The 19719-nt window shown below is 61.3% G+C and carries 21 protein-coding genes and 1 pseudogene; 15 read left to right on the plus strand and 7 right to left on the minus strand.

Translation table 11 applies throughout. From position 1 onward, the window contains the following. The first annotated feature begins 83 nt into the window (after positions 1-83). The 8 genes and pseudogenes from metG to C4Q26_RS06200 all read left to right on the plus strand — a co-directional run bounded on the left by metG (position 84) and on the right by C4Q26_RS06200 (position 6578). Positions 84-2123: a methionine--tRNA ligase gene (metG, locus tag C4Q26_RS06165; RefSeq protein ID WP_027907478.1), complete on the plus strand. Its 2040-nt coding sequence runs from the start codon at positions 84-86 to the stop codon at positions 2121-2123. 70 nt (positions 2124-2193) lie between these two features. Then, complete coding sequence (locus C4Q26_RS06170) at positions 2194-2742, plus strand: Rnf-Nqr domain containing protein (RefSeq protein ID WP_027907477.1); 549 nt, start codon at positions 2194-2196, stop codon at positions 2740-2742. Then, positions 2739-3560, plus strand: a pseudogene (gene rsxB / locus C4Q26_RS06175) (electron transport complex subunit RsxB); the annotation flags it as partial. The gene C4Q26_RS06170 and the pseudogene rsxB, both read left to right, overlap by 4 nt. A 10-nt stretch (positions 3561-3570) precedes the next feature. Beyond that, the gene (locus tag C4Q26_RS06180) at positions 3571-4539 is read left to right on the plus strand and encodes an RnfABCDGE type electron transport complex subunit D (RefSeq protein ID WP_104882890.1); all 969 of its coding nucleotides are present in this window, start codon (positions 3571-3573) and stop codon (positions 4537-4539) included. Continuing rightward, complete coding sequence (locus tag C4Q26_RS06185) at positions 4536-5138, plus strand: RnfABCDGE type electron transport complex subunit G (protein WP_104882891.1); 603 nt, start codon at positions 4536-4538, stop codon at positions 5136-5138. The genes C4Q26_RS06180 and C4Q26_RS06185 overlap by 4 nt, the downstream gene beginning before the upstream one ends. Further along, positions 5131-5658 carry an Rnf-Nqr domain containing protein gene (locus C4Q26_RS06190; protein WP_023379035.1) on the plus strand — a complete coding sequence of 176 codons (528 nt, stop codon included), beginning with the start codon at positions 5131-5133 and terminating at the stop codon, positions 5656-5658. Before C4Q26_RS06185 ends, C4Q26_RS06190 begins: the two co-directional genes overlap by 8 nt. Next, positions 5655-6293, plus strand: coding sequence for an endonuclease III (gene nth, locus C4Q26_RS06195; RefSeq protein ID WP_023379034.1), 639 nt, complete (start codon positions 5655-5657; stop codon positions 6291-6293). Before C4Q26_RS06190 ends, nth begins: the two co-directional genes overlap by 4 nt. Before the next feature lie 105 nt (positions 6294-6398). Next, the gene (locus C4Q26_RS06200; RefSeq protein WP_023379033.1) at positions 6399-6578 is read left to right on the plus strand and encodes a PA3496 family putative envelope integrity protein; all 180 of its coding nucleotides are present in this window, start codon (positions 6399-6401) and stop codon (positions 6576-6578) included. A 45-nt stretch (positions 6579-6623) separates the two neighbouring features. Here the strand turns inward: C4Q26_RS06200 and C4Q26_RS06205 are convergent, their stop codons facing one another. Next, positions 6624-7250 (minus strand): response regulator transcription factor, encoded by a 627-nt coding sequence (locus C4Q26_RS06205; RefSeq protein ID WP_023379032.1) that lies wholly within the window; start codon positions 7248-7250, stop codon positions 6624-6626. Between the two features lie 355 nt (positions 7251-7605). On the opposite strand from C4Q26_RS06205, the gene C4Q26_RS06210 reads away from it, so the two are divergent. Next, positions 7606-8064 carry a hypothetical protein gene (locus C4Q26_RS06210; RefSeq protein WP_023379031.1) on the plus strand — a complete coding sequence of 153 codons (459 nt, stop codon included), beginning with the start codon at positions 7606-7608 and terminating at the stop codon, positions 8062-8064. A 73-nt stretch (positions 8065-8137) separates the two neighbouring features. Here the strand turns inward: C4Q26_RS06210 and C4Q26_RS06215 are convergent, their stop codons facing one another. Together C4Q26_RS06215 and C4Q26_RS06220 are read right to left on the minus strand one after the other, a co-directional pair. Continuing rightward, the gene (locus C4Q26_RS06215; protein ID WP_023379030.1) at positions 8138-9355 is read right to left on the minus strand and encodes an argininosuccinate synthase; all 1218 of its coding nucleotides are present in this window, start codon (positions 9353-9355) and stop codon (positions 8138-8140) included. A 132-nt stretch (positions 9356-9487) separates the two neighbouring features. Beyond that, positions 9488-10453, minus strand: coding sequence for an OmpA family protein (locus tag C4Q26_RS06220; protein WP_027907473.1), 966 nt, complete (start codon positions 10451-10453; stop codon positions 9488-9490). A 130-nt stretch (positions 10454-10583) separates the two neighbouring features. Between C4Q26_RS06220 and pyrC the strand changes: the two genes are divergently transcribed. Together pyrC and rnt are read left to right on the plus strand one after the other, a co-directional pair. Continuing rightward, the gene (pyrC, locus tag C4Q26_RS06225) at positions 10584-11630 is read left to right on the plus strand and encodes a dihydroorotase (RefSeq protein ID WP_027907472.1); all 1047 of its coding nucleotides are present in this window, start codon (positions 10584-10586) and stop codon (positions 11628-11630) included. 59 nt (positions 11631-11689) lie between these two features. After that, on the plus strand, positions 11690-12301 hold the full coding sequence (gene rnt, locus C4Q26_RS06230) for a ribonuclease T (protein ID WP_238346502.1): 612 nt from the start codon (positions 11690-11692) through the stop codon (positions 12299-12301). A 126-nt stretch (positions 12302-12427) separates the two neighbouring features. Here rnt and C4Q26_RS06235 read toward each other — a convergent pair whose 3' ends face one another. Then, positions 12428-13030, minus strand: coding sequence for a peroxiredoxin (locus C4Q26_RS06235; protein WP_023379026.1), 603 nt, complete (start codon positions 13028-13030; stop codon positions 12428-12430). 214 nt (positions 13031-13244) lie between these two features. Between C4Q26_RS06235 and C4Q26_RS06240 the strand changes: the two genes are divergently transcribed. Then, positions 13245-13466: a bacterioferritin-associated ferredoxin gene (locus tag C4Q26_RS06240; RefSeq protein ID WP_023379025.1), complete on the plus strand. Its 222-nt coding sequence runs from the start codon at positions 13245-13247 to the stop codon at positions 13464-13466. Positions 13467-13667: 201 nt separating this feature from the next. After that, the gene (bfr, locus tag C4Q26_RS06245) at positions 13668-14141 is read left to right on the plus strand and encodes a bacterioferritin (protein WP_023379024.1); all 474 of its coding nucleotides are present in this window, start codon (positions 13668-13670) and stop codon (positions 14139-14141) included. A 57-nt stretch (positions 14142-14198) separates the two neighbouring features. Here the strand turns inward: bfr and grxD are convergent, their stop codons facing one another. Together grxD and C4Q26_RS06255 are read right to left on the minus strand one after the other, a co-directional pair. Then, entirely contained in the window at positions 14199-14534 is a 336-nt protein-coding gene (grxD, locus tag C4Q26_RS06250; RefSeq protein ID WP_010952251.1) for a Grx4 family monothiol glutaredoxin, read from the minus strand. 91 nt (positions 14535-14625) lie between these two features. Beyond that, a complete protein-coding gene (locus tag C4Q26_RS06255) occupies positions 14626-16734 on the minus strand; it encodes a molybdopterin oxidoreductase family protein (RefSeq protein ID WP_023379023.1) in 2109 nt (702 codons plus the stop codon). Between the two features lie 362 nt (positions 16735-17096). Between C4Q26_RS06255 and argF the strand changes: the two genes are divergently transcribed. Together argF and C4Q26_RS06265 are read left to right on the plus strand one after the other, a co-directional pair. Further along, a complete protein-coding gene (argF, locus tag C4Q26_RS06260) occupies positions 17097-18017 on the plus strand; it encodes an ornithine carbamoyltransferase (RefSeq protein WP_023379022.1) in 921 nt (306 codons plus the stop codon). Continuing rightward, positions 18014-19123, plus strand: coding sequence for an ABC transporter ATP-binding protein (locus tag C4Q26_RS06265; protein WP_104882106.1), 1110 nt, complete (start codon positions 18014-18016; stop codon positions 19121-19123). The genes argF and C4Q26_RS06265 overlap by 4 nt, the downstream gene beginning before the upstream one ends. Before the next feature lie 96 nt (positions 19124-19219). Here C4Q26_RS06265 and ybaK read toward each other — a convergent pair whose 3' ends face one another. Continuing rightward, positions 19220-19690, minus strand: a complete 471-nt coding sequence (ybaK, locus tag C4Q26_RS06270) for a Cys-tRNA(Pro) deacylase (protein ID WP_023379020.1) — start codon at positions 19688-19690, stop codon at positions 19220-19222. Between the last annotated feature and the right edge of the window lie 29 nt (positions 19691-19719).

The raw sequence follows: 19719 nt of genomic DNA on the forward strand, positions 1-19719 counted from the left end.
TTAGGGTGAAATATATTTCCCAGCCCTTTATAGTTGCCGATCACCCTTGTTTTTACCCGAGCCAGATAAGTAGCCGAGCCAACATGTCCGAGCCACGCCAGATTCTCGTCACCAGCGCCCTGCCCTATGCCAATGGATCCATCCACCTTGGCCATATGCTCGAGTACATCCAGACGGACATGTGGGTTCGCTTCCAGAAACTGCGTGGCAACCAGTGCATCTATGTCTGCGCCGACGACGCCCACGGCTCGGCCATCATGTTGCGCGCCGAGAAGGAAGGCATCACGCCTGAGCAACTGATCGCCAACGTCCAGGCCGAACACAGCAGCGACTTCGCCGATTTCCTGGTGGACTTCGATAACTTCCACTCCACCCACTGCGAAGAAAACCGCGAGCTGTCCAGCATGATCTACACGCGCCTGCGTGATGCCGGACACATTGCCACCCGTTCGGTCACCCAGTACTTCGACCCAGAGAAGGGCATGTTCCTGGCTGACCGCTTCATCAAGGGCACCTGCCCCAAGTGCGCGGCCGAAGATCAGTACGGTGACAACTGCGAGAAGTGCGGTGCCACCTACGCGCCGACCGAGTTGAAGAACCCCAAGTCGGCCATCTCGGGGGCGACCCCGGTCTTGCGCGACTCGCAGCACTTCTTCTTCAAGCTCCCCGACTTCCAGGCCATGCTGCAGCAGTGGACCCGCAGCGGCACCTTGCAGGACGCAGTGGCCAACAAGCTCGCCGAATGGCTGGACGCCGGCCTGCAGGAGTGGGACATCTCTCGTGATGCGCCGTACTTCGGCTTCGAGATCCCAGGCGAGCCGGGCAAGTACTTCTATGTCTGGCTGGACGCGCCGATCGGCTACATGGCCAGCTTCAAGAACCTCTGCGCACGCCGTCCGGAGCTTGACTTCGACGCATTCTGGAAAGAAGACTCCAAGGCCGAGCTGTACCACTTCATCGGCAAGGACATCGTCAACTTCCACGCCCTGTTCTGGCCAGCGATGCTCGAAGGTTCGGGGTTCCGCAAGCCAACCGGCATCAACGTGCACGGCTACCTGACCGTCAACGGCGCGAAAATGTCCAAGTCGCGCGGCACCTTCATCAAGGCGCGCACCTATCTGGACCACCTGCAGCCCGAATACCTGCGCTACTACTATGCCTCCAAGCTGGGACGTGGCGTCGACGACCTGGACCTGAACCTCGAAGACTTCGTGCAGAAGGTCAACTCCGACCTGGTCGGCAAGGTGGTCAACATCGCCAGCCGTTGCGCAGGCTTCATTCACAAGGGCAATGACGGCGTGATGGTTGCCGGCGACGCCGCACCCGAGCTGACCGAAGCGTTCCTGGCGGCGGCGCCATCGATCGCCGAAGCCTACGAAGGTCGCGACTTTGGTCGGGCCATGCGCGAAATCATGGCACTGGCCGACCGCGCCAACGCCTGGATCGCCGACAAGGCGCCGTGGTCGCTGGCCAAGCAGGAAGGCAAGCAGGATGAAGTCCAGGCTATCTGCGCCCAGGGCATCAACCTGTTCCGTCAGTTGGTGATCTTCCTCAAACCGGTACTGCCGGTACTGGCCGCCGATGCCGAGGCGTTCCTCAACGTCGCCCCGCTGTCCTGGAATGACCACCTGTTGCGCCTGGAAAATCACAAGCTCAACCCATTCAAGGCGCTGATGAGCCGCATCGAACCTGCCAAGGTCGAAGCCATGGTCGCCGCCAGCAAGGAAGACCTGCTGGCCGCCGAAGCCAAGGCCCCTGCTGGCAACGGCGAACTGGCCAAGGACCCACTGTCGGCCGAAATCGAGTTCGACACCTTCGCCGCCGTCGACCTGCGCGTGGCGCTGATCGTCAAGGCCGAATCGGTTGAAGGCGCAGACAAGCTGCTGCGCCTGACACTGGACATCGGTGACGAACAACGCAACGTGTTCTCGGGCATCAAGTCGGCCTACCCTGACCCATCGAAGCTGGAAGGCCGCCTGACCATGATGGTTGCCAACCTCAAGCCGCGCAAAATGCGCTTCGGCGTTTCCGAAGGCATGGTCATGGCGGCAGGCCCTGGTGGTGAAGAAATCTACCTGCTCAGCCCCGACAGTGGTGCCAAGCCAGGCCAACGCATCAAGTAACGCCCCAGCCCCGGCTCAACCGCCGGGGCATTTGCATCCACGGCCGACATTTCCCGGCTATCGTCATCCCATGAACGACTACATGCTGGTTCTGGTCAGCGCTGCACTGATCAGCTTCCTGACCCTTCAACGCCAGCCCGCTTCGCGGCTGCACGTGCATGTGCTTGGCATGGCGTGCGCATTGGCGATCTTACTGGGAGTGACTGGCGGGCAATTGCTGGTGCGCGTACTGCTGGTGCCCTGGCAACTGCAGGATCTGCAACTGTTGCTGCTACTTCCATGGCTCGCGCTGGTGAGTTGGGCGGTGCAATGGGTACTGGCAAAGTTACGGCCAGACTGGCCTGTTACCGCGCTAACGGCGCTCATGCCAGCCGGGGCTCCACTGCTAGGCTTGTCGGTACAAGCGACGGCCGAAGGCCAGGGCGCACTGGTGGTCACCACCAGTGCGCTACTGACTGGCCTTGGCTTCTGGCTGGCACTGGCGCTGTTCAACGACCTGCGCCAGCGCACCGAACAGGCCGACATCCCGGTCAGCCTGCGGGGCTTGCCCATCGACTTGCTCGGCGCCGGGATCATGGCGATGGCGTTCTCCGGCCTGAACGGATTATTCACACAATGAGTCTGATACAACGCATCGACGCCCTGCTACCGCAAACCCAATGCGGTAAATGCGGCCACCCAGGCTGTCGGCCCTATGCCGAAGGTCTTGCCGCGGGCGAAGCGATCAATAAATGTCCGCCAGGCGGCAGCGAAACCATCCAGGCCCTGGCCTCCTTGCTGGACCTCCCGGTGATCGCGCCTGACCCACAGCGTGGCAGCGCGCCACCGCAGGTGGCGTTCATACGCGAAGCGGAGTGCATCGGCTGCACCAAGTGCATCCAGGCCTGTCCAGTCGATGCCATAGTCGGGGCGGCCAAGCTGATGCACACCGTGATCGCCGCCGAGTGCACCGGCTGCGACCTGTGCCTGGCCCCTTGCCCGGTCGACTGCATCGACATGCTCCCCGTACCGCCCGATGTCGTACCGGTAGTCGGTGGCTTGGCCCATACCCCCAGGCAATTGCAGGACCGCCAGCGGCGTCGCGATCAGGCGCGTCATCGCCATGAACAGCGCGCGATCCGCCTGCTGCGCGATGAAGCCCGCCGCGAAGCCCAGCGTGCGGCACGCCATACAGCCAAAGCCGCGAGCGCACCTGACAGCACACTAAGGGCGTCCGACCCGATCAAGGCGGCCATGGAACGGGTACAAGCCCAGCAAGCCTCCAACAATGATGCGGCACTCAAACAGGCCAAGATTGCCGCAGCCATGAGCCGGGCGCAGCTGAGCAAGGCCCGAACCGCGCTTGGCGCAACGCCCAGCGACGACCAGCTCGCTCAACTGCAAACGTTGCAAGCTGCCGCTGACCAGGCCCAGCAACACCTCGATGCGCTTCAGGCAGGCCCTGAAAATGGCAGCGCCTGAGCCGCGAATGCGCAACGCCATGGGGCTGGTGCTGCTGGCCTGCGTGCCTGGCCTGTTGGCACTGTTCTGGCTGCACGGCTGGGGCCTATTGTTGAGCTTGCTGTTGTGCTGCGGCGCAGCCCTGGCCTGTGAAGCATCGCTGCTGGCATTGCGCGGCCAGCCCGTCGCCGAAACGCTGGCCGATGGCAGTGCACTGGTGACCGCAGTGCTGCTGACTGCCGCCCTGCCGACCCACGCGCCCTGGTGGATTCCGGTGATCGCCGCCAGCGCCGCCATTGGTATTGGCAAGCAAGCCTTTGGGGGTGTGGGCCGCAATCTGTTCAACCCGGCCATGGTCGGCTACGCCTTGGTACTGCTGTGCTTCCCGCTGCACATGAACCATTGGCCGGGGCAGTCGCCCGGCCTTCTGGACAGCCTGCAACAGGTGTTGGCCAACGAGCCCATCGATGCCTGGGCACAACCGACCATCCTCGACGGCCTGCGCCACAACCGCAGCCTGACCATCGACGAACTGTTCGCCCAACATCCAGGTTTCGGCACCCTTGGCGGGCGCGGCATCGAGTGGGTCAACCTGACGTTCCTGCTCACAGGCCTCGTGCTCATGCAGCGCAAGGTGTTCGGCTGGCAGACGCCGACGGGGTTGCTCGCGGGGCTTGCGCTGTTCAGCTTACTGGGCTGGAACGGCTCGGGCTCGGACTCCCATGGCTCACCCTTGCTTCACCTGTTCTCCGGGTCGACCATGCTGGCGGCTTTCTTCATTGCCACCGAACCTGTCTCCGGCCCCAAGAGCGACTTGGCCAAGTTGCTGTTCGGGTTCGGTGCGGGCCTGTTGATCTACCTTATCCGCACGTGGGGCAGTTACCCTGATGGCACCGCCTTTGCCATCCTGCTGATGAACCTTGCCGTCCCCTGCCTTGAGCGTCTTGCCTTGCGACGCACGCAGGCCTCGCCGTGAACCGCCTCATCGCCTCGACAGCCTGGCTGATCGCCATTGGGGGACTGGCCGTGTCAGCCACACTGGCCTGGCACCACTGGACCCAACCCGCGATCACCCAAGCCGAGCAAGCATTGAAGGAACGTCAACTGCTCGCCATCCTGCCCGCAGGCAGCTATGACAACCGTCCGCTGGCCGCCGCGTTGCAGGTACCCGAAGCCGAGCAGCCGCACAGCCGTATCATCGCGGCCTACCGGGCGACGCTCGGCACGAGGTTGACGGCTATCATCTTGCTCAGCGAGACCCAAGGCTATTCCGGCGTCATCCAGCTGAGCATCGCCATCGCCCCCGACGGGCGCTTGATTGGCAGCCAGGTACTCGAACAACAGGAAAGCCCTGGACTGGGCGCGCGAATCATCGACCCGCAAGTGGATTGGCTGGCACAGTTTGCCAACCGGCAGTTGAAGGACCGCTGGGCGCTCAAGCGCGACCACGGAGATTTCGACCAGTTGGCGGGCGCCACGGTCACCTCGCGGGCAGTGATCGCAGCGTTGCAGGACGCCTTAAGTTACTTCGACAAGCATCGGCAAACGCTGCTCGAGGACGCTGTTCATGAATAACTATTTCTGGCTGGCTGCCAGCCTGCTCCCCGTGCTCGGGGCTACCCGCACGTTGACCCAAGGCGCCTGCATCGCGCTGTGTATGCTGGGCTTGACGCTCGCTCACCAGGCATTGCTGGCGCCTCTGCGCTGCCGGCTCAGCGCAGCGGCGTACCAGCTGGCAAGCCTGCTACTGATCGCTGCCCTTACCAGTTGCCTGCAGCTTGGCCTGCGTGCCTGGGCCTTGCCGATTGCCCAGTCGCTGGGCTTCTACCCGGTGCTGTTGTGCCTTGCGTGCATCGCGTGGGACAACTTGTTGCCAATGGAGGGGCGTTGGCGACAGTGGGTATGGCAACTGAGCGGTATGGTTATGATCTGCACACTCTTGGGCGCCACCCGCCAATGGCTGAGTGAAGGCCTGAACCTGCATCTGGCCAGCCTTGCCCCAGGCGCCCTGCTGATACTCGGCATGCTGTTGGCCTTGTACAATCGCCTTCGCCCAACCCTGCCCTTAACGCCGAAGGAAAGCGTCGCCCCATGAATGCCGCAAAACGCCTGGAAATCTTCCGCAGGCTGCACGAAGACAATCCGGACCCGAAGACCGAGCTGGCCTACACCACACCGTTCGAACTGCTGGTAGCCGTGACCCTCTCGGCTCAAGCCACCGACGTTGGCGTCAACAAGGCCACGGCGCGGCTATTTCCCGTGGCCAACACGCCAGAAGCCATCTATGCCCTGGGCGTTGAGGGGCTGAGCGAATACATCAAGACCATCGGGCTCTACAACAGCAAGGCCAAGAACGTCATCGAAGCCTGCCGCCTGTTGATCGAGCGCCACGGCAGCCAGGTCCCGGAAACGCGCGAGGCCCTGGAAGCCCTGCCGGGTGTGGGCCGCAAGACAGCCAACGTGGTCCTCAATACCGCCTTCCGGCAACCCACCATGGCGGTCGATACGCATATTTTCCGGGTCAGCAACCGCACCGGCATCGCGCCCGGCAAGACAGTGCTGGAAGTGGAAAAGAAACTGATCAAGTTCGTGCCCAAGGATTACCTGCTCGATGCCCACCACTGGCTCATTCTGCATGGGCGCTATGTGTGTCAGGCGCGCAAGCCGCGTTGCGGAAGCTGTCGGATCGAAGACCTTTGCGAGTACAAGCACAAGACTTCGGACGATTGAGTCGATAGCAAAAAACGGGGGCTGACGATTGAAAAAATCTTTTTTACCGGGCTCAGCTTTCTCGTTATAAGGACCGCCAATGGCCCTTTGGCTTGGAGCGACTCAATGAGCACCGATAAAGACGACGACCTGTCCATCGAAGATGAATTTGCTACCGCCGACGACGAAGCGGAACCTCAGGTAGAAACCGCGAAGACCAACCTGAGCAAACGCCGCACCATTGACAACCTGCTGGAAGAGCGACGCCTGCAAAAGCAGTTGGCCGATTTCGACTACGACCTGTAGTCCCCCGGAAGGCCTCCCTGGTGGAGGCCTTCCGCTTCATGGCACTCAGGTCAAGCCATGCCGTTGGGCAAGCTCGATCAGGTCAACCAACGACCGGGCATTGAGCTTGAGCAACAATCGAGTCTTGTAGGTACTGACCGTCTTGTTGCTGAGGAACATGCTTTCGGCAATCTCCTTGTTTGACTTGCCGCGTGTCAGTTGCTGCAGCACCATCATTTCCCGGGCGGATAAACGCTCGACCATTTCGCTCTCGGTCGCGCCGCCTCCCCTTCCTCGCGACGGGTGCAACGCTTGGTTCGGGAAATAACTGTAACCCGACAGCACGGCCTTGATCGCACTGAGCAACTCGGTGAGCTCCTGCTGTTTGCACACGTACCCCGAAGCCCCCGCCTGCATGCAACGCATCGAGAAGTGGCCTGGTGCCTGTGAGGTCAGCACCAGAACTCGGCTTCCCGGACTGGCCGAGGCCATGCGGGCGATCACCTCGAGCCCATCGAGTTTCGGGATACCGATATCCAGCACCACGATGTCCGGTAGGTGTTCTCGCGTCAGTTGCAAGGCGGCCACGCCGTTATCGGTTTCGGCGACCACATCGTAGCCGTGCCGCTCCATCAGCATGCGTACGGCCAAACGTATGACCGGATGGTCATCCACGATAAGCACTTTATTCATGCGAAATCCATTCATTATTTTCGTTGACGCGCCAAGATAACCGAGCAGAACAACTCTTGCGTTACGATTTTCCGCTCGAATACGCGAATAGATGGAACTTACAGCAATTGGAGAAATTTCCTACAAGTTGGTTGTACTTTCACTCAACTTCTTCGTATCACAAATTACCTGCGCTGCTTCGGAATTGAACAGTTGAAACTATCCGCACGACTTGAGTGAAACTTCGCTGCGCGGATGCAAGCGAAACTTATCGTCGTCAGGTTGAACGGCAGGTGGCTTCAAGCGTGGAAAGCCCCACTCTTTAGTTGATTGACTTAGTGCGGTATTGAGAAGAAAACAGCAGGAGACCACCCTCATGCCCAACGCTCAACCTGTCGCGCCGCTGACCATAATCGCTGTCTTCGCGGGCATCATCGAAGCCTCCGCGCTGGCCACCCTGCCCTTCCTCAGCGAGGACAGTCAAACCCTGTACACCTGGTTCCTCGTCGCCTTTCCGTTCTTCCTCACCGCGTTGTTCTTTCTCACGTTGAACTTCAACTACAAGTCCTTCTACGTGCCCGACACCGCCCTTGGCGAAACAGCCACTCATGCGATGAGCCCACTGAGCCCGAGCCAGGTTTTCACGCCCACTCCAGTAACAGTGATGTTCCATGGACCCCATGCGCAGTCGACGCTACGCCAGCAAGTGCTCGAAGCGCTGGAGTATCCCAACGACACCGAGCGCAGCTGGTTGTTTCTGGACCTGGAAAAACATCAGTCCATCAACCTGACTCTAGGACCACTTCCTAAGCACACGGCGGCACTTGCGCCTTGAAGTGCTGCGGCGCGATTAACGCAAAAAAAAACCCCGGCCGAAGCCGAGGTTTTGGTGCAGCTCAAGGCAGCAGTTAAAGCATCGAACGGCCTTTGTTGGCAGCAATGCGCATGCGCAGCGCATTGAGCTTGATGAAGCCCGCAGCATCGGCCTGGTTGTAGGCGCCGCCATCTTCCTCGAAGGTCGCGATGTTGGCATCGAACAGCGAGTCATCCGACTTGCGGCCGACAACGATGACGTTGCCCTTGTACAGTTTCAGGCGTACGACGCCGTTCACGTTGACCTGGGAAGCGTCGATCATCTGCTGCAGCATCAGACGCTCCGGGCTCCACCAGTAGCCGGTGTAGATCAGGCTGGCATACTTCGGCATCAGCTCGTCTTTGAGGTGGGCAACTTCGCGGTCCAGGGTGATCGACTCGATGGCGCGGTGAGCCTTGAGCATGATGGTGCCGCCCGGGGTCTCGTAGCAGCCACGGGACTTCATGCCGACGTAACGGTTCTCGACGATGTCCAGACGGCCGATACCGTTGGCGCCGCCGATGCGGTTCAGGTCTGCCAGGACGGTGGCCGGGGACTTCTCGACGCCGTCGATGGCGACGATGTCACCGTTGCGGTAGGTCAGCTCGATGTAGGTCGGGGTGTCGGGGGCTTTCTCCGGAGAGACGCTCCAACGCCACATGTCTTCTTCGTGCTCGGTCCAGGTATCTTCCAGTACGCCGCCTTCATAGGAGATGTGCAGCAGGTTGGCATCCATCGAGTACGGCGATTTCTTCTTGCCGTGACGCTCGATCGGAATACCGTGCTTCTCGGCGTAGTCCATCAGTTTTTCGCGGGACAGCAGGTCCCATTCGCGCCACGGGGCGATGACCTTGACGCCCGGCTTGAGTGCGTAAGCACCCAGCTCGAAACGAACCTGGTCGTTACCCTTGCCGGTCGCGCCATGGGAAATGGCATCGGCGCCAGTTTCGTTGGCGATTTCGATCAAACGCTTGGCGATCAGCGGACGGGCGATGGAAGTACCCAGCAGGTACTCGCCTTCATAGACGGTGTTGGCGCGGAACATCGGGAAGACGAAATCACGCACGAACTCTTCGCGCAGATCGTCGATGTAGATCTCTTTAACGCCCATTGCCTGGGCCTTGGCACGAGCCGGCTCGACCTCTTCGCCCTGACCGAGGTCAGCGGTGAAGGTCACCACTTCGCAGTTGTAGGTGTCCTGCAGCCACTTGAGAATCACCGAAGTATCAAGGCCGCCGGAATACGCCAGTACGACCTTTTTTACGTCCGCCATGCCATCACTCCACGGGGTTGTACGGAAAGCCACCGATTCTAACGGTGTTGTGGCCAAATTTACAGTGGGGCGACAGCTTGTGATGACAAAGCGACAGGAACTGTCGATAGCGCGACTCCCTGTCGCGGGGAATCAGGATTTTGCCGCGGGTGCCCGGGCGGCCGGGGCCGGTGCTGTGGCGGCCGGTGCCGCGGCAGGTTGCGCGGCCGGCTGCTCGACGGGCGCCTCCACAGGCTTCTCGACTGCCGCGACGCGGTCCAGTTCGATATTGACCCGGCGGTTGCGCGCACGGTTGGCAGGGGTGTTGTTTTTCACCAGCGGGTAGCGTTCGCCGTGGAAGCGCACGACGATCTGCTCCTCCGGTATACCGTTGGCCTTGAGGTAGTCGGCCACGGCCAGCGCCCGGCGGCGCGAGCTGTCACGATTGGTCAGGCGGTTGCCGCTGTTGTCGGAGTGGCCGTTGAGCTCGATATGGTTGACCGTCGGATCGGCCTTCAGATACTCGAGAATCACATCCAGACGTGCCTTGGCCGAGGCATCCAGCTCGATGCCACCCCCTGGGAAACCCACCTGGGTCTGGCGGACCTGATCGAAGTTCATTGCCAACAGCTTGCCCGCACACGCCTGGTAGTCGCCGTAGGCTTTGGCAAAGCTCACCGGCAGCACACGCACCTCCATGGCTCGCCCGCCCTCGCCCGTGTATGCGCGCACCACCGTGCTACGTCCGTCGAGCAGACCGTTGATCAAGCGGCTGGCTTGGCCCTGGGAAGAACTGAACAGCACGCCGGTGCGCGCCATACGGACCGCCCCCAGGTTGATGTCGGCCCGTCCAGGCTGCCATGGCGCCGCCGCTGCCAGCAGCGTCGCGGAACCTGCGCCCAGGGCATTGGTGTCCGAACGCAACCTGAAGACCGGTTGCTCGCCAGCCCGGCGCACGAACTCACCGCTGCCAAAACCGTCGATCGGCTGGACAAGACGGCATTCGAACTGATCACCCTCGACTTTCCAGGCGATGTTCTCCATGCGGGTCTGGAAGGTCAGCGCACCAGCCGGCAGGCTGGCGAACAGGGTCAACAGGGCTAGGTAACGCTGGCGCACGGGCGGCTCCACTATTTCTGACGGCTTACCTTGAGGCTATCGGGCGCCGACCGGAAAACTTGATAGCCGTGCTCGTCCCTGGGTTTTCCGGTAGCATTGGGGCTTGAGTTCGACCCGCCTGGAATCCCCAATGTCCGATCGCCTGACCCTCCTGCGCCCCGACGACTGGCACATCCATCTGCGCGATGGTGCCGTCCTGCCCCATACCGTTGGCGACGTGGCGCGCACTTTCGCCCGCGCTATCATCATGCCCAACCTGGTTCCGCCGGTACGCAACGCCGTCGAGGCGGGCGCCTACCGTGAGCGCATCCTGGCCGCACGTCCGGCCGGCAGCCGCTTCGAGCCACTGATGGTGCTGTACCTCACCGACCGCACCAGCCCCGAGGACATCCGCGCGGCCAAGGCCAGCGGCTTCGTTTACGCCGCCAAGCTATACCCCGCTGGCGCGACCACCAACTCCGATTCCGGCGTGACCAGCATCGACAACATCTTCCCCGCCATCGAGGCGCTGGCAGAAGTTGGCATGCCTCTGCTGGTACACGGTGAGGTGACCCGTAGCGAGATCGATGTATTCGACCGCGAGAAGCGCTTCATCGACGAGCACATGCGCCGCGTCGTCGAACGTTTCCCGACCCTGAAGGTGGTGTTCGAACACATCACCACCAGCGATGCCGCGCAGTTCGTCACCGAGGCTCCGGCCAACGTCGGCGCCACCATCACCGCGCAGCACCTGCTGTACAACCGTAACCACATGCTGGTCGGCGGTATTCGCCCGCACTTCTACTGCCTGCCGATCCTCAAGCGCAACACCCACCAGGTCGCCTTGCTGGACGCCGCCACCAGCGGCAATCCGAAGTTCTTCCTCGGCACCGACTCGGCACCTCATGCCAAGCATGCCAAGGAAGCTGCCTGCGGCTGCGCCGGTTGCTACACCGCCTATGCGGCCATCGAGATGTACGCCGAGGCTTTCGAGCAGCGTAACGCGCTCGACAAGCTGGAAGGCTTCGCCAGCCTGCATGGCCCGGCCTTCTATGGGCTGCCAGCGAATACCGACACCATTACCCTGGTCCGTGAGGAATGGACCGCCCCGGACAGCCTGCCTTTTGGCGAGCAGACCGTGGTTCCGCTGCGCGCCGGTGAAAAGCTGCGCTGGCGCCTGCTGGAGGACAACGCGTGAGCGAAGACCTCTACGAAGACGACCAGGACGGTCAGGTCAGCGGCGGCCCACGTCATCCGATGGCCGAACGCTTCCGTGGCTACCTGCCCGTGGTGGTGGATGTCGAGACCGGTGGCTTCAACAGCGCCACCGACGCGTTGCTGGAAATCGCCGCTGTCACCATCGGCATGGACGAGAAAGGCTTCCTCTTCCCCGAGCACACCTATTTTCACCGCGTGGAGCCCTTTGAAGGCGCCAACATCGAGCCGGCGGCCCTGGAGTTCACTGGCATCAAGCTGGACCACCCGCTGCGCATGGCGGTCAGCGAGGACAGCGCGCTGACGGACATTTTCCGAGGCGTGCGCAAGGCGCTCAAGGCTAACGGCTGCAAACGGGCGATCCTGGTCGGGCACAACAGCAGCTTCGACCTGGGCTTCCTCAACGCTGCCGTGGCGCGCAACGACATCAAGCGCAATCCATTCCACCCGTTCTCCAGCTTCGACACGGCCACCCTGGCGGGCCTGGCCTATGGTCAGACCGTGCTGGCACGTGCCTGCCAGAGCGCTGACATCGACTTCGACGGCCGTGAAGCGCACTCGGCGCGTTACGACACCGAGAAGACGGCCGAGCTGTTCTGCGGCATCGTCAACCGCTGGAAGGAAATGGGCGGCTGGCGGGATTTCAACGATTGAGTCGAATGCCAGGGTCGTTTCCACACCCAGTGTGGGAGCGACCTTGTGTCGCGAGCGCACGGCACTCCCGAAAAGTGCAGCAAAAAAAACCGGCCACTTAGGCCGGTTTTTTCATGCACGCGGCAATTACAGCTTGCCAGCGTTCTCGCTCAGGTAGGCAGCAACGCCTTCCGGCGAAGCGGTCATGCCCTGGTCGCCTTTTTTCCAGTTGGCAGGGCAGACTTCGCCGTGCTCTTCGTGGAATTGCAGAGCGTCGACCAGACGCAGCAGTTCGTCCATGTTGCGGCCCAGTGGCAGGTCGTTGACGATCTGCGAACGAACCACACCGTTGGTGTCGATCAGGAAGGCGCCACGGAAGGCCACGCCGCCTTCGGACTCGACGTCGTAGGCTTTGCAGATTTCGTGGGTGATGTCAGCGGCCAGGGTGTACTTGACTTGACCGATACCGCCGCTGTTCACCGGGGTGTTACGCCAGGCGTTGTGGGTGAAGTGCGAGTCGATCGACACGCCGATCACTTCAACGTTACGTGCCTGGAAGTCAGGAATGCGGTTGTCCAGGGCGATCAGCTCGGACGGGCAGACGAAGGTGAAGTCCAGCGGGTAGAAGAACACCAGGCCGTACTTGCCCTTGATGGCCGAAGCCAGGTTGAAGCTGTCGACGATCTCGCCGTTGCCCAGTACGGCGGGGACGGTGAAGTCGGGGGCTTTTTTACCAACGAGTACGCTCATTGCTATCTCCTGATGAGGGTGAAGAATCGTTTGCCGGTGCAAGGCTGGCTTGCCCGACATCCAACAAAGGCCGTCCATCATACACGGCTTGCGGTGACAGTCCGAATCCAACCGCCGGTCGCTCAAGCGCGCACCTTTCCGAAAGTCCTTTGACAAGCATTCTCATTAACATTAAGCTCCCTCCCATCGACCCAACCAGCGATGGTCAGCCTCTATGTATGTGTGTCTTTGTGTCGGCGTTACCGACGGACAGATCCGCGATGCGATCTATGAAGGATGCTGCAGCTACAAGGAAGTGCGAACCGCGACCAACGTCGCCAGCCAATGTGGCAAATGCGCTTGCCTCGCCAAACAGGTCGTCCGTGAGACCCTGACCGAAATCCAGGCAAGCCAACACGCCGCCCTGCCCTACCCCGTTGAATTTACCGCTGCCTGATTTGCCCGAATTCGAAGAACCGGACCTTGCGTCCGGTTTTTTTATGCCCGCAATTCAATAAGTTAGCGCTCTAACGCGGTTCACAAACATTCTTATTCCTATTAATTTTTATTTATTATTCAATAACTTAGGTTTGACAGCCCCCGGCATCAGGCTCAAACTTCGCAGTATTGGCACACTTCTAAAGGGCAGGAACCCGACATGAAAGGCGACGTAAGCGTCATCCAGCATCTCAACAAGATCCTCGGAAACGAGCTGGTCGCAATCAACCAGTACTTCCTGCACGCGCGCATGTACGAAGATTGGGGTCTGAACAAGCTCGGCAAGCACGAGTACAAAGAATCCATCGACGAGATGAAGCATGCAGACAAGCTGATCAAGCGGATTCTCTTCCTCGAAGGCATCCCCAACGTCCAGGACCTCGGCAAGCTGCTGATCGGCGAACACACCAAGGAAATGCTCGAGTGCGACCTGAAGATCGAGCAGAAAGGTCTTATCGACCTGAAGGCAGCCATCGCTCATTGCGAAACGGCCGGCGACTTCGGTTCGCGCGATCTGCTTGAAGACATCCTCGAAGCCGAGGAAGAACACATCGACTGGCTGGAAACTCAGCTGGGCCTGATCGACAAGATCGGCATCGAGAACTACCTGCAATCGCAGATGGGCGAAGAATAAATTTCTACCCCCATAAAAAAACCCGCATCAAGCGGGTTTTTTTATGCCTGGGAGCAATCAGGCTTCGGAAGCCTTGGCCTTGGCAGCCGCGTCCTTGATCAGGGTCTGCAGCTCACCCTTTTCGAACATTTCCAGCATGATGTCGCTACCGCCGACCAGCTCGCCGGCCACCCACAGTTGCGGGAAGGTTGGCCAGTTGGCGTATTTAGGCAGGTTGGCGCGGATTTCCGGGTTCTGCAGGATGTCGACGTAGGCGAACTTCTCGCCGCAACCCATCACAGCCTGCGAGGCACGCGCGGAGAAGCCACACTGCGGGGCATTCGGCGAGCCTTTCATGTAAAGCAGAATGGTGTTGTTGGCAATCTGCTCTTTGATCGTTTCGATGATATCCATGTAGCACCTCGGCTGAACTTTCCGACACGGTCGTCGGCACGGTGACGCATTGTAACGGAAAGCCGAGCGACGTGCTCGGCCTTACCATTGCTCAAGCGGCCTCCACTTGTACCGGCACGCCATTGAGAGCTGCGTTACCCGAAACCTGATCGCGCAAATGCTCGTCGGTCAGGTCGTTGGCGCTGACCCCGGGTTGTCCATGGGCGATCTGCAGTTGCACGCCCTGGCGGCCATGGCCATAGCCATGGGGCAGGCTGACGACGCCTGGCATCATGTCCTCGCAGGCCAGTACTTCGACTTCGAGCGTGCCGGTGCGCGATCGGATACGCACACGCTGCCCACTCTCCAACTGCCGCTGCTGCAGGTCCTCTGGGTGCATCAGCAAATGATGGCGTGGCTTGCCTTTGACCAGGCGCTGGTAATTGTGCATCCACGAGTTGTTGCTGCGGACATGGCGCCGCCCGATCAGCAGCAGCTCCCCCGCCGGTGGCGGCGCTTGCAAGGCAAGCCGGTGCAAATCGTCCAGCAACACCTGGGGCGCCGCCTCGACGGCCTGGCTCTCGGTGCGCAGGCGCGTCCCAAGGTTGGCCCGCAGCGGCCCCAGGTCCAGGCCATGGGGGTACTCCAAAAGCGCGTCCAAAGAAAGCCCCCAGGACGACGCCTCGCCATAGCGCCCTTTGCGCAGCGCCATGTCGATCATCTGCGCCGGGGCAAGGGTCGGCTTGAGCTCCAGGCCTGCGCGTTCGGCGAAGGCGCGAGCCAGGCCGACAAAAATCTCCCAGTCATGCAGCGCCCCCTCTGGCTTGGGCAGGATCGCCCGGTTGAAGCGGGTGACGTTGCGCACTGCCAGTAGGTTGAAGGTGGTGTCGTAGTGATCATTTTCCAGCGCCGAGGTCGATGGCAGGATCAGATCGGCATGGCGGGTGGTCTCGTTGATGTAAAGGTCGATGCTAAGCATGAACTCGAGCCTGTCCAGCGCCGAATCCAGCTGTCGGCCATTGGGCGTGGACAGCACCGGGTTGCCAGCTACGGTTATCAACGCCCGGATCTGTCCCTCCCCAGGCGTGAGCATTTCCTCGGCCAACGCCGCCACCGGCAACTCTCCGCCATACTCAGGCAGGCCCGATACGCGACTCTGCCATGCATTGAAGTGACCGCCCGAGGTGCTGGCCACCAGATCGACCGCAGGCTCGGTACACAACGCCCCTCCGACACGGTCGAGGTTGCCGGTGACCAGGTTGATCAATTGCACCAGCCAATGGCAGAGACTGCCGAAGGCCTGGGTCGATACGCCCATGCGGCCATAGCACACGGCCGTGTCCGCAGCGGCGAAATCACGCGCCAGTTGGCGGATGTCAGTGGCAGGGATGCCACAGACGGCGCTCATCTTCTCGGCGGTGAAGGGTGATATCGCTTCAATGACCTGTTCCAAACCATTGACCGGCAGATGCGAGCCCCGGGCCAACCCTTCATCGAACAAAGTGTTGAGCAAGCCGCACAACAACGCGGCGTCGCCACCGGGGCGCACGAACAGATGACGATCCGCCATGGCGGCCGTCTCGCTACGCCGAGGGTCGACCACCACCAGCCTTCCCCCCCTGGCGCGCAGCGTCTTCAGACGTTTTTCCACATCCGGCACGGTCATGATGCTGCCGTTCGATGCCAACGGGTTGCCACCCAGGATCAGCATGAAGTCTGTGTGGTCGATGTCCGGGATCGGCAGGAGCAAGCCGTGGCCGTACATCAAGTGGCTGGTGAGGTGCTGTGGAAGCTGGTCCACCGAGGTGGCGGAATAGCGGTTGCGGGTCTTGAGCAAGCCCAGGAAGTAGTTGCTGTGGGTCATCAACCCATAGTTGTGCACGCTGGGGTTGCCTTGGTAGACCGCCACGGCGTTACGACCATGGGCCTGCTGCACCGACCAGAGCTTGTCCGCGGCAAGGGCGAAGGCCTCCTGCCAACTGATCGGCTGCCAACGGTCGCCGATGCGCCGATGAGGCACGCGCAACCGGTCGGGGTCGTCCTGGATGTCCTGCAGCGCCACCGCCTTGGGGCAGATATGACCCCGGCTGAATGGGTCTTGGGCGTCGCCCTTGATCGAACTGATTCGCGCCCGCCCGTCGGCCTCATGGCTAATTTCGATGCTCAGGCCGCAAATGGCCTCGCACAGGTGACAGGCACGGTGATGCAGGGTCTTGGTCATGGCCGCCTCTGCCTTGTAGTTGTCCAGGCACGACTATGCGCCCAGCCCGAGCCGGCGGCCAGCGCGCTTCGTCCCATGAATCCCCCGACATCAAGCGCACGATTCGCGACATCCATTTGCCAAATTGCCAGCAAGCCGTGTACAACCTGTGTAGCAAATAAAAAACAGCACAGGCTCAGCGGGTTACGACACCCTTTGCAACAGAGCTGCTGTTCTCCCTCTTGGTTTCAGGCGACATTTAATTATAGTATTGCGCCTTTCCCTATTTCGTCCGCCCCGTGCGGCTTACGCCGCAGGTCACTCCCGTTGTCAAAAAAACCATACGGTCGACCTGCATACCGTTGCAGATAAGGTAGTCAATCATGAGCGCTAGGCACTTTCTCTCCCTGATGGATTTCACAGCTGACGAATTGCTCGGCGTGATCCGTCGAGGCATCGAGCTGAAGGACCTGCGTAACCGAGGCGTGCTGTTCGAACCGCTGAAAAACCGCGTGCTGGGGATGATCTTCGAGAAGTCCTCGACCCGTACCCGCCTGTCGTTCGAAGCCGGCATGATCCAGCTTGGCGGCCAGGCCATCTTCCTGTCGCCGCGTGATACCCAGCTGGGCCGTGGCGAACCGATCGCCGACAGCGCCATCGTCATGTCGCGCATGCTCGATGCGGTGATGATCCGTACCCATGCCCACAGCACCCTCACCGAGTTCGCCGCCAACTCCCGTGTTCCGGTGATCAACGGTCTGTCAGATGAATCGCACCCGTGCCAGCTGCTGGCCGACATGCAAACTTTCCTTGAGCACCGTGGCGCGATCCAGGGTAAGACCGTGGCCTGGGTCGGCGATGGTTTCAACATGTGCAACTCCTACATCGAGGCTGCAGTGCAGTTCGATTTCCAACTGCGTATCGCCTGCCCGGAAGGCTACGAGCCCGAGCAGCGTTTCCTCGACCTGGGCGGCGACCGCATACAGATCGTCCGCGATCCGAAGGAAGCGGTGCGTGGCGCGCACCTGGTGACCACCGATGTCTGGACTTCCATGGGGCAGGAGGAGGAAACTGCACGGCGCCTGGCGCATTTCGCGCCTTACCAGGTCACCCGCGAACTGCTCGACCTGGCGGCACCCGATGTCCTCTTCATGCACTGCCTGCCTGCCCACCGTGGCGAGGAAATCAGCCAGGACCTGCTCGACGACCCTCGTTCGGTCGCCTGGGACGAAGCTGAAAACCGGCTGCATGCACAGAAGGCGCTTCTCGAATTCCTTGTAGAACCGGCTTACCACCACGCATGAGTCAACCCCTACTGCTCAACCTGCGCGACCTCGCCTGCGGCTATGGCGAGCAGCGCATCGTTCAGAACCTCAACCTGCACCTGAACGCAGGCGACATCGGTTGCCTGCTGGGTTCATCCGGTTGCGGCAAGACCACCACCTTGCGCGCCATCGCCGGCTTCGAGCCGGTCCATGAAGGCGAGATCCAGTTGGCTGGCGAGGTCATATCCCGTGCTGGGTTCACCCTGGCACCCGAGAAACGCCGCATTGGCATGGTGTTCCAGGACTACGCCCTGTTCCCACACCTGACCGTGGCGCAGAACATCGCTTTCGGCATTGCCAAGCACCCGCGCCAGGGCGACGTGATCGAGGAGATGCTCGATCTGGTCAAGCTGGGCGGCCTGGGCGGTCGTTACCCCCATGAGCTGTCCGGTGGCCAGCAACAGCGTGTAGCCTTGGCGCGCGCCCTGGCACCCGAGCCTCAGCTATTGCTGCTCGACGAACCTTTCTCCAACCTCGACGTGGAATTGCGTCGCCGGTTGAGCCACGAGGTCCGTGACATTCTCAAGAGCCGTGGTACCAGCGCCATTCTGGTCACCCACGACCAGGAAGAAGCCTTTGCCGTCAGTGACCACGTAGGCGTGTTCAAGGAAGGCCGCCTGGAGCAGTGGGATACACCGTACAACCTTTACCACGAACCGCAGACCCCGTTCGTGGCCAGCTTCATTGGCCAGGGCTATTTCATCCGTGGCCAGATGAGTAGCCATGAGTCGGTCAACACCGAATTGGGCGAGCTGCGTGGCAATCGGGCCTACACCATGGCCGTAGGCAGCTCGGTAGACGTGCTGCTGCGTCCTGACGATATCGTGCCGGACCCGGACAGCGAGCTGCGCGCCAATATCGTCGGCAAGAGTTTCCTGGGCGCTTCGACCCTGTACCGTCTGCAACTGCCCACGGGCAGCCAGCTCGAGGCGATCTTCCCCAGCCATATCGATCATCAGGTCGGTCAGGATGTCGGCATTGCCGTGAAGGCAGACCACCTGGTGCTCTTCGCGGTACCTGGTAGCGTGGCGGCGCAGCTGCTGCGTCAGGAAAACGGGGTTCGCCGGTACAGTTCCGCAACCTGATTTCACAGCCTGGAAGGGCCGCCTTGCGGCCCATCACCTGCGATCCTCCGGCACGCCCGAGCGGACCACGCCGCCCGCCAGGGAACCAGCCCAGCTTCAGCCTCGACCAATCCCAGCGAACTTGCCCTGGGTATGCTCGGCCAACACTGCCGCCGCCAACTCCACCTCGAGCCCCCGCCGCCCGGCGCTGACATGAATGCTTGGGAACTGCTGCGCGGATTCGTCGATGAATGTGCGCAACCGCTTCTTCTGCCCGAGAGGGCTGATACCGCCGACCAGGTAGCCGGTAGCGCGCTGGGCCACCGCCGGGTCGGCCATCTCGCACTTCTTCACCCCCGCCGCTTGGGCCAGGGCCTTCAAGTCCAGGGTACCGACCACCGGCACCACGGCCACCAGCAATTCCCCCTTCTCACTGCTGGCCAATAGGGTCTTGAACACCTGCTGCGGGTCGAGCCCCAGCTTCTCGGCGGCTTCAAGCCCGTAAGAGGCTGATTTGGGGTCATGTTCATAACTGTGCACACGATGTTCGGCACGCACTTTTTTAAGCAAGTCGAGGGCGGGGGTCATGCAGCACTCCGGTCTGGGACAGGTCGGCG

This window comes from Pseudomonas sp. SWI44 (assembly GCF_002947915.1).
GTDB lineage: Bacteria > Pseudomonadota > Gammaproteobacteria > Pseudomonadales > Pseudomonadaceae > Aquipseudomonas > Aquipseudomonas taiwanensis.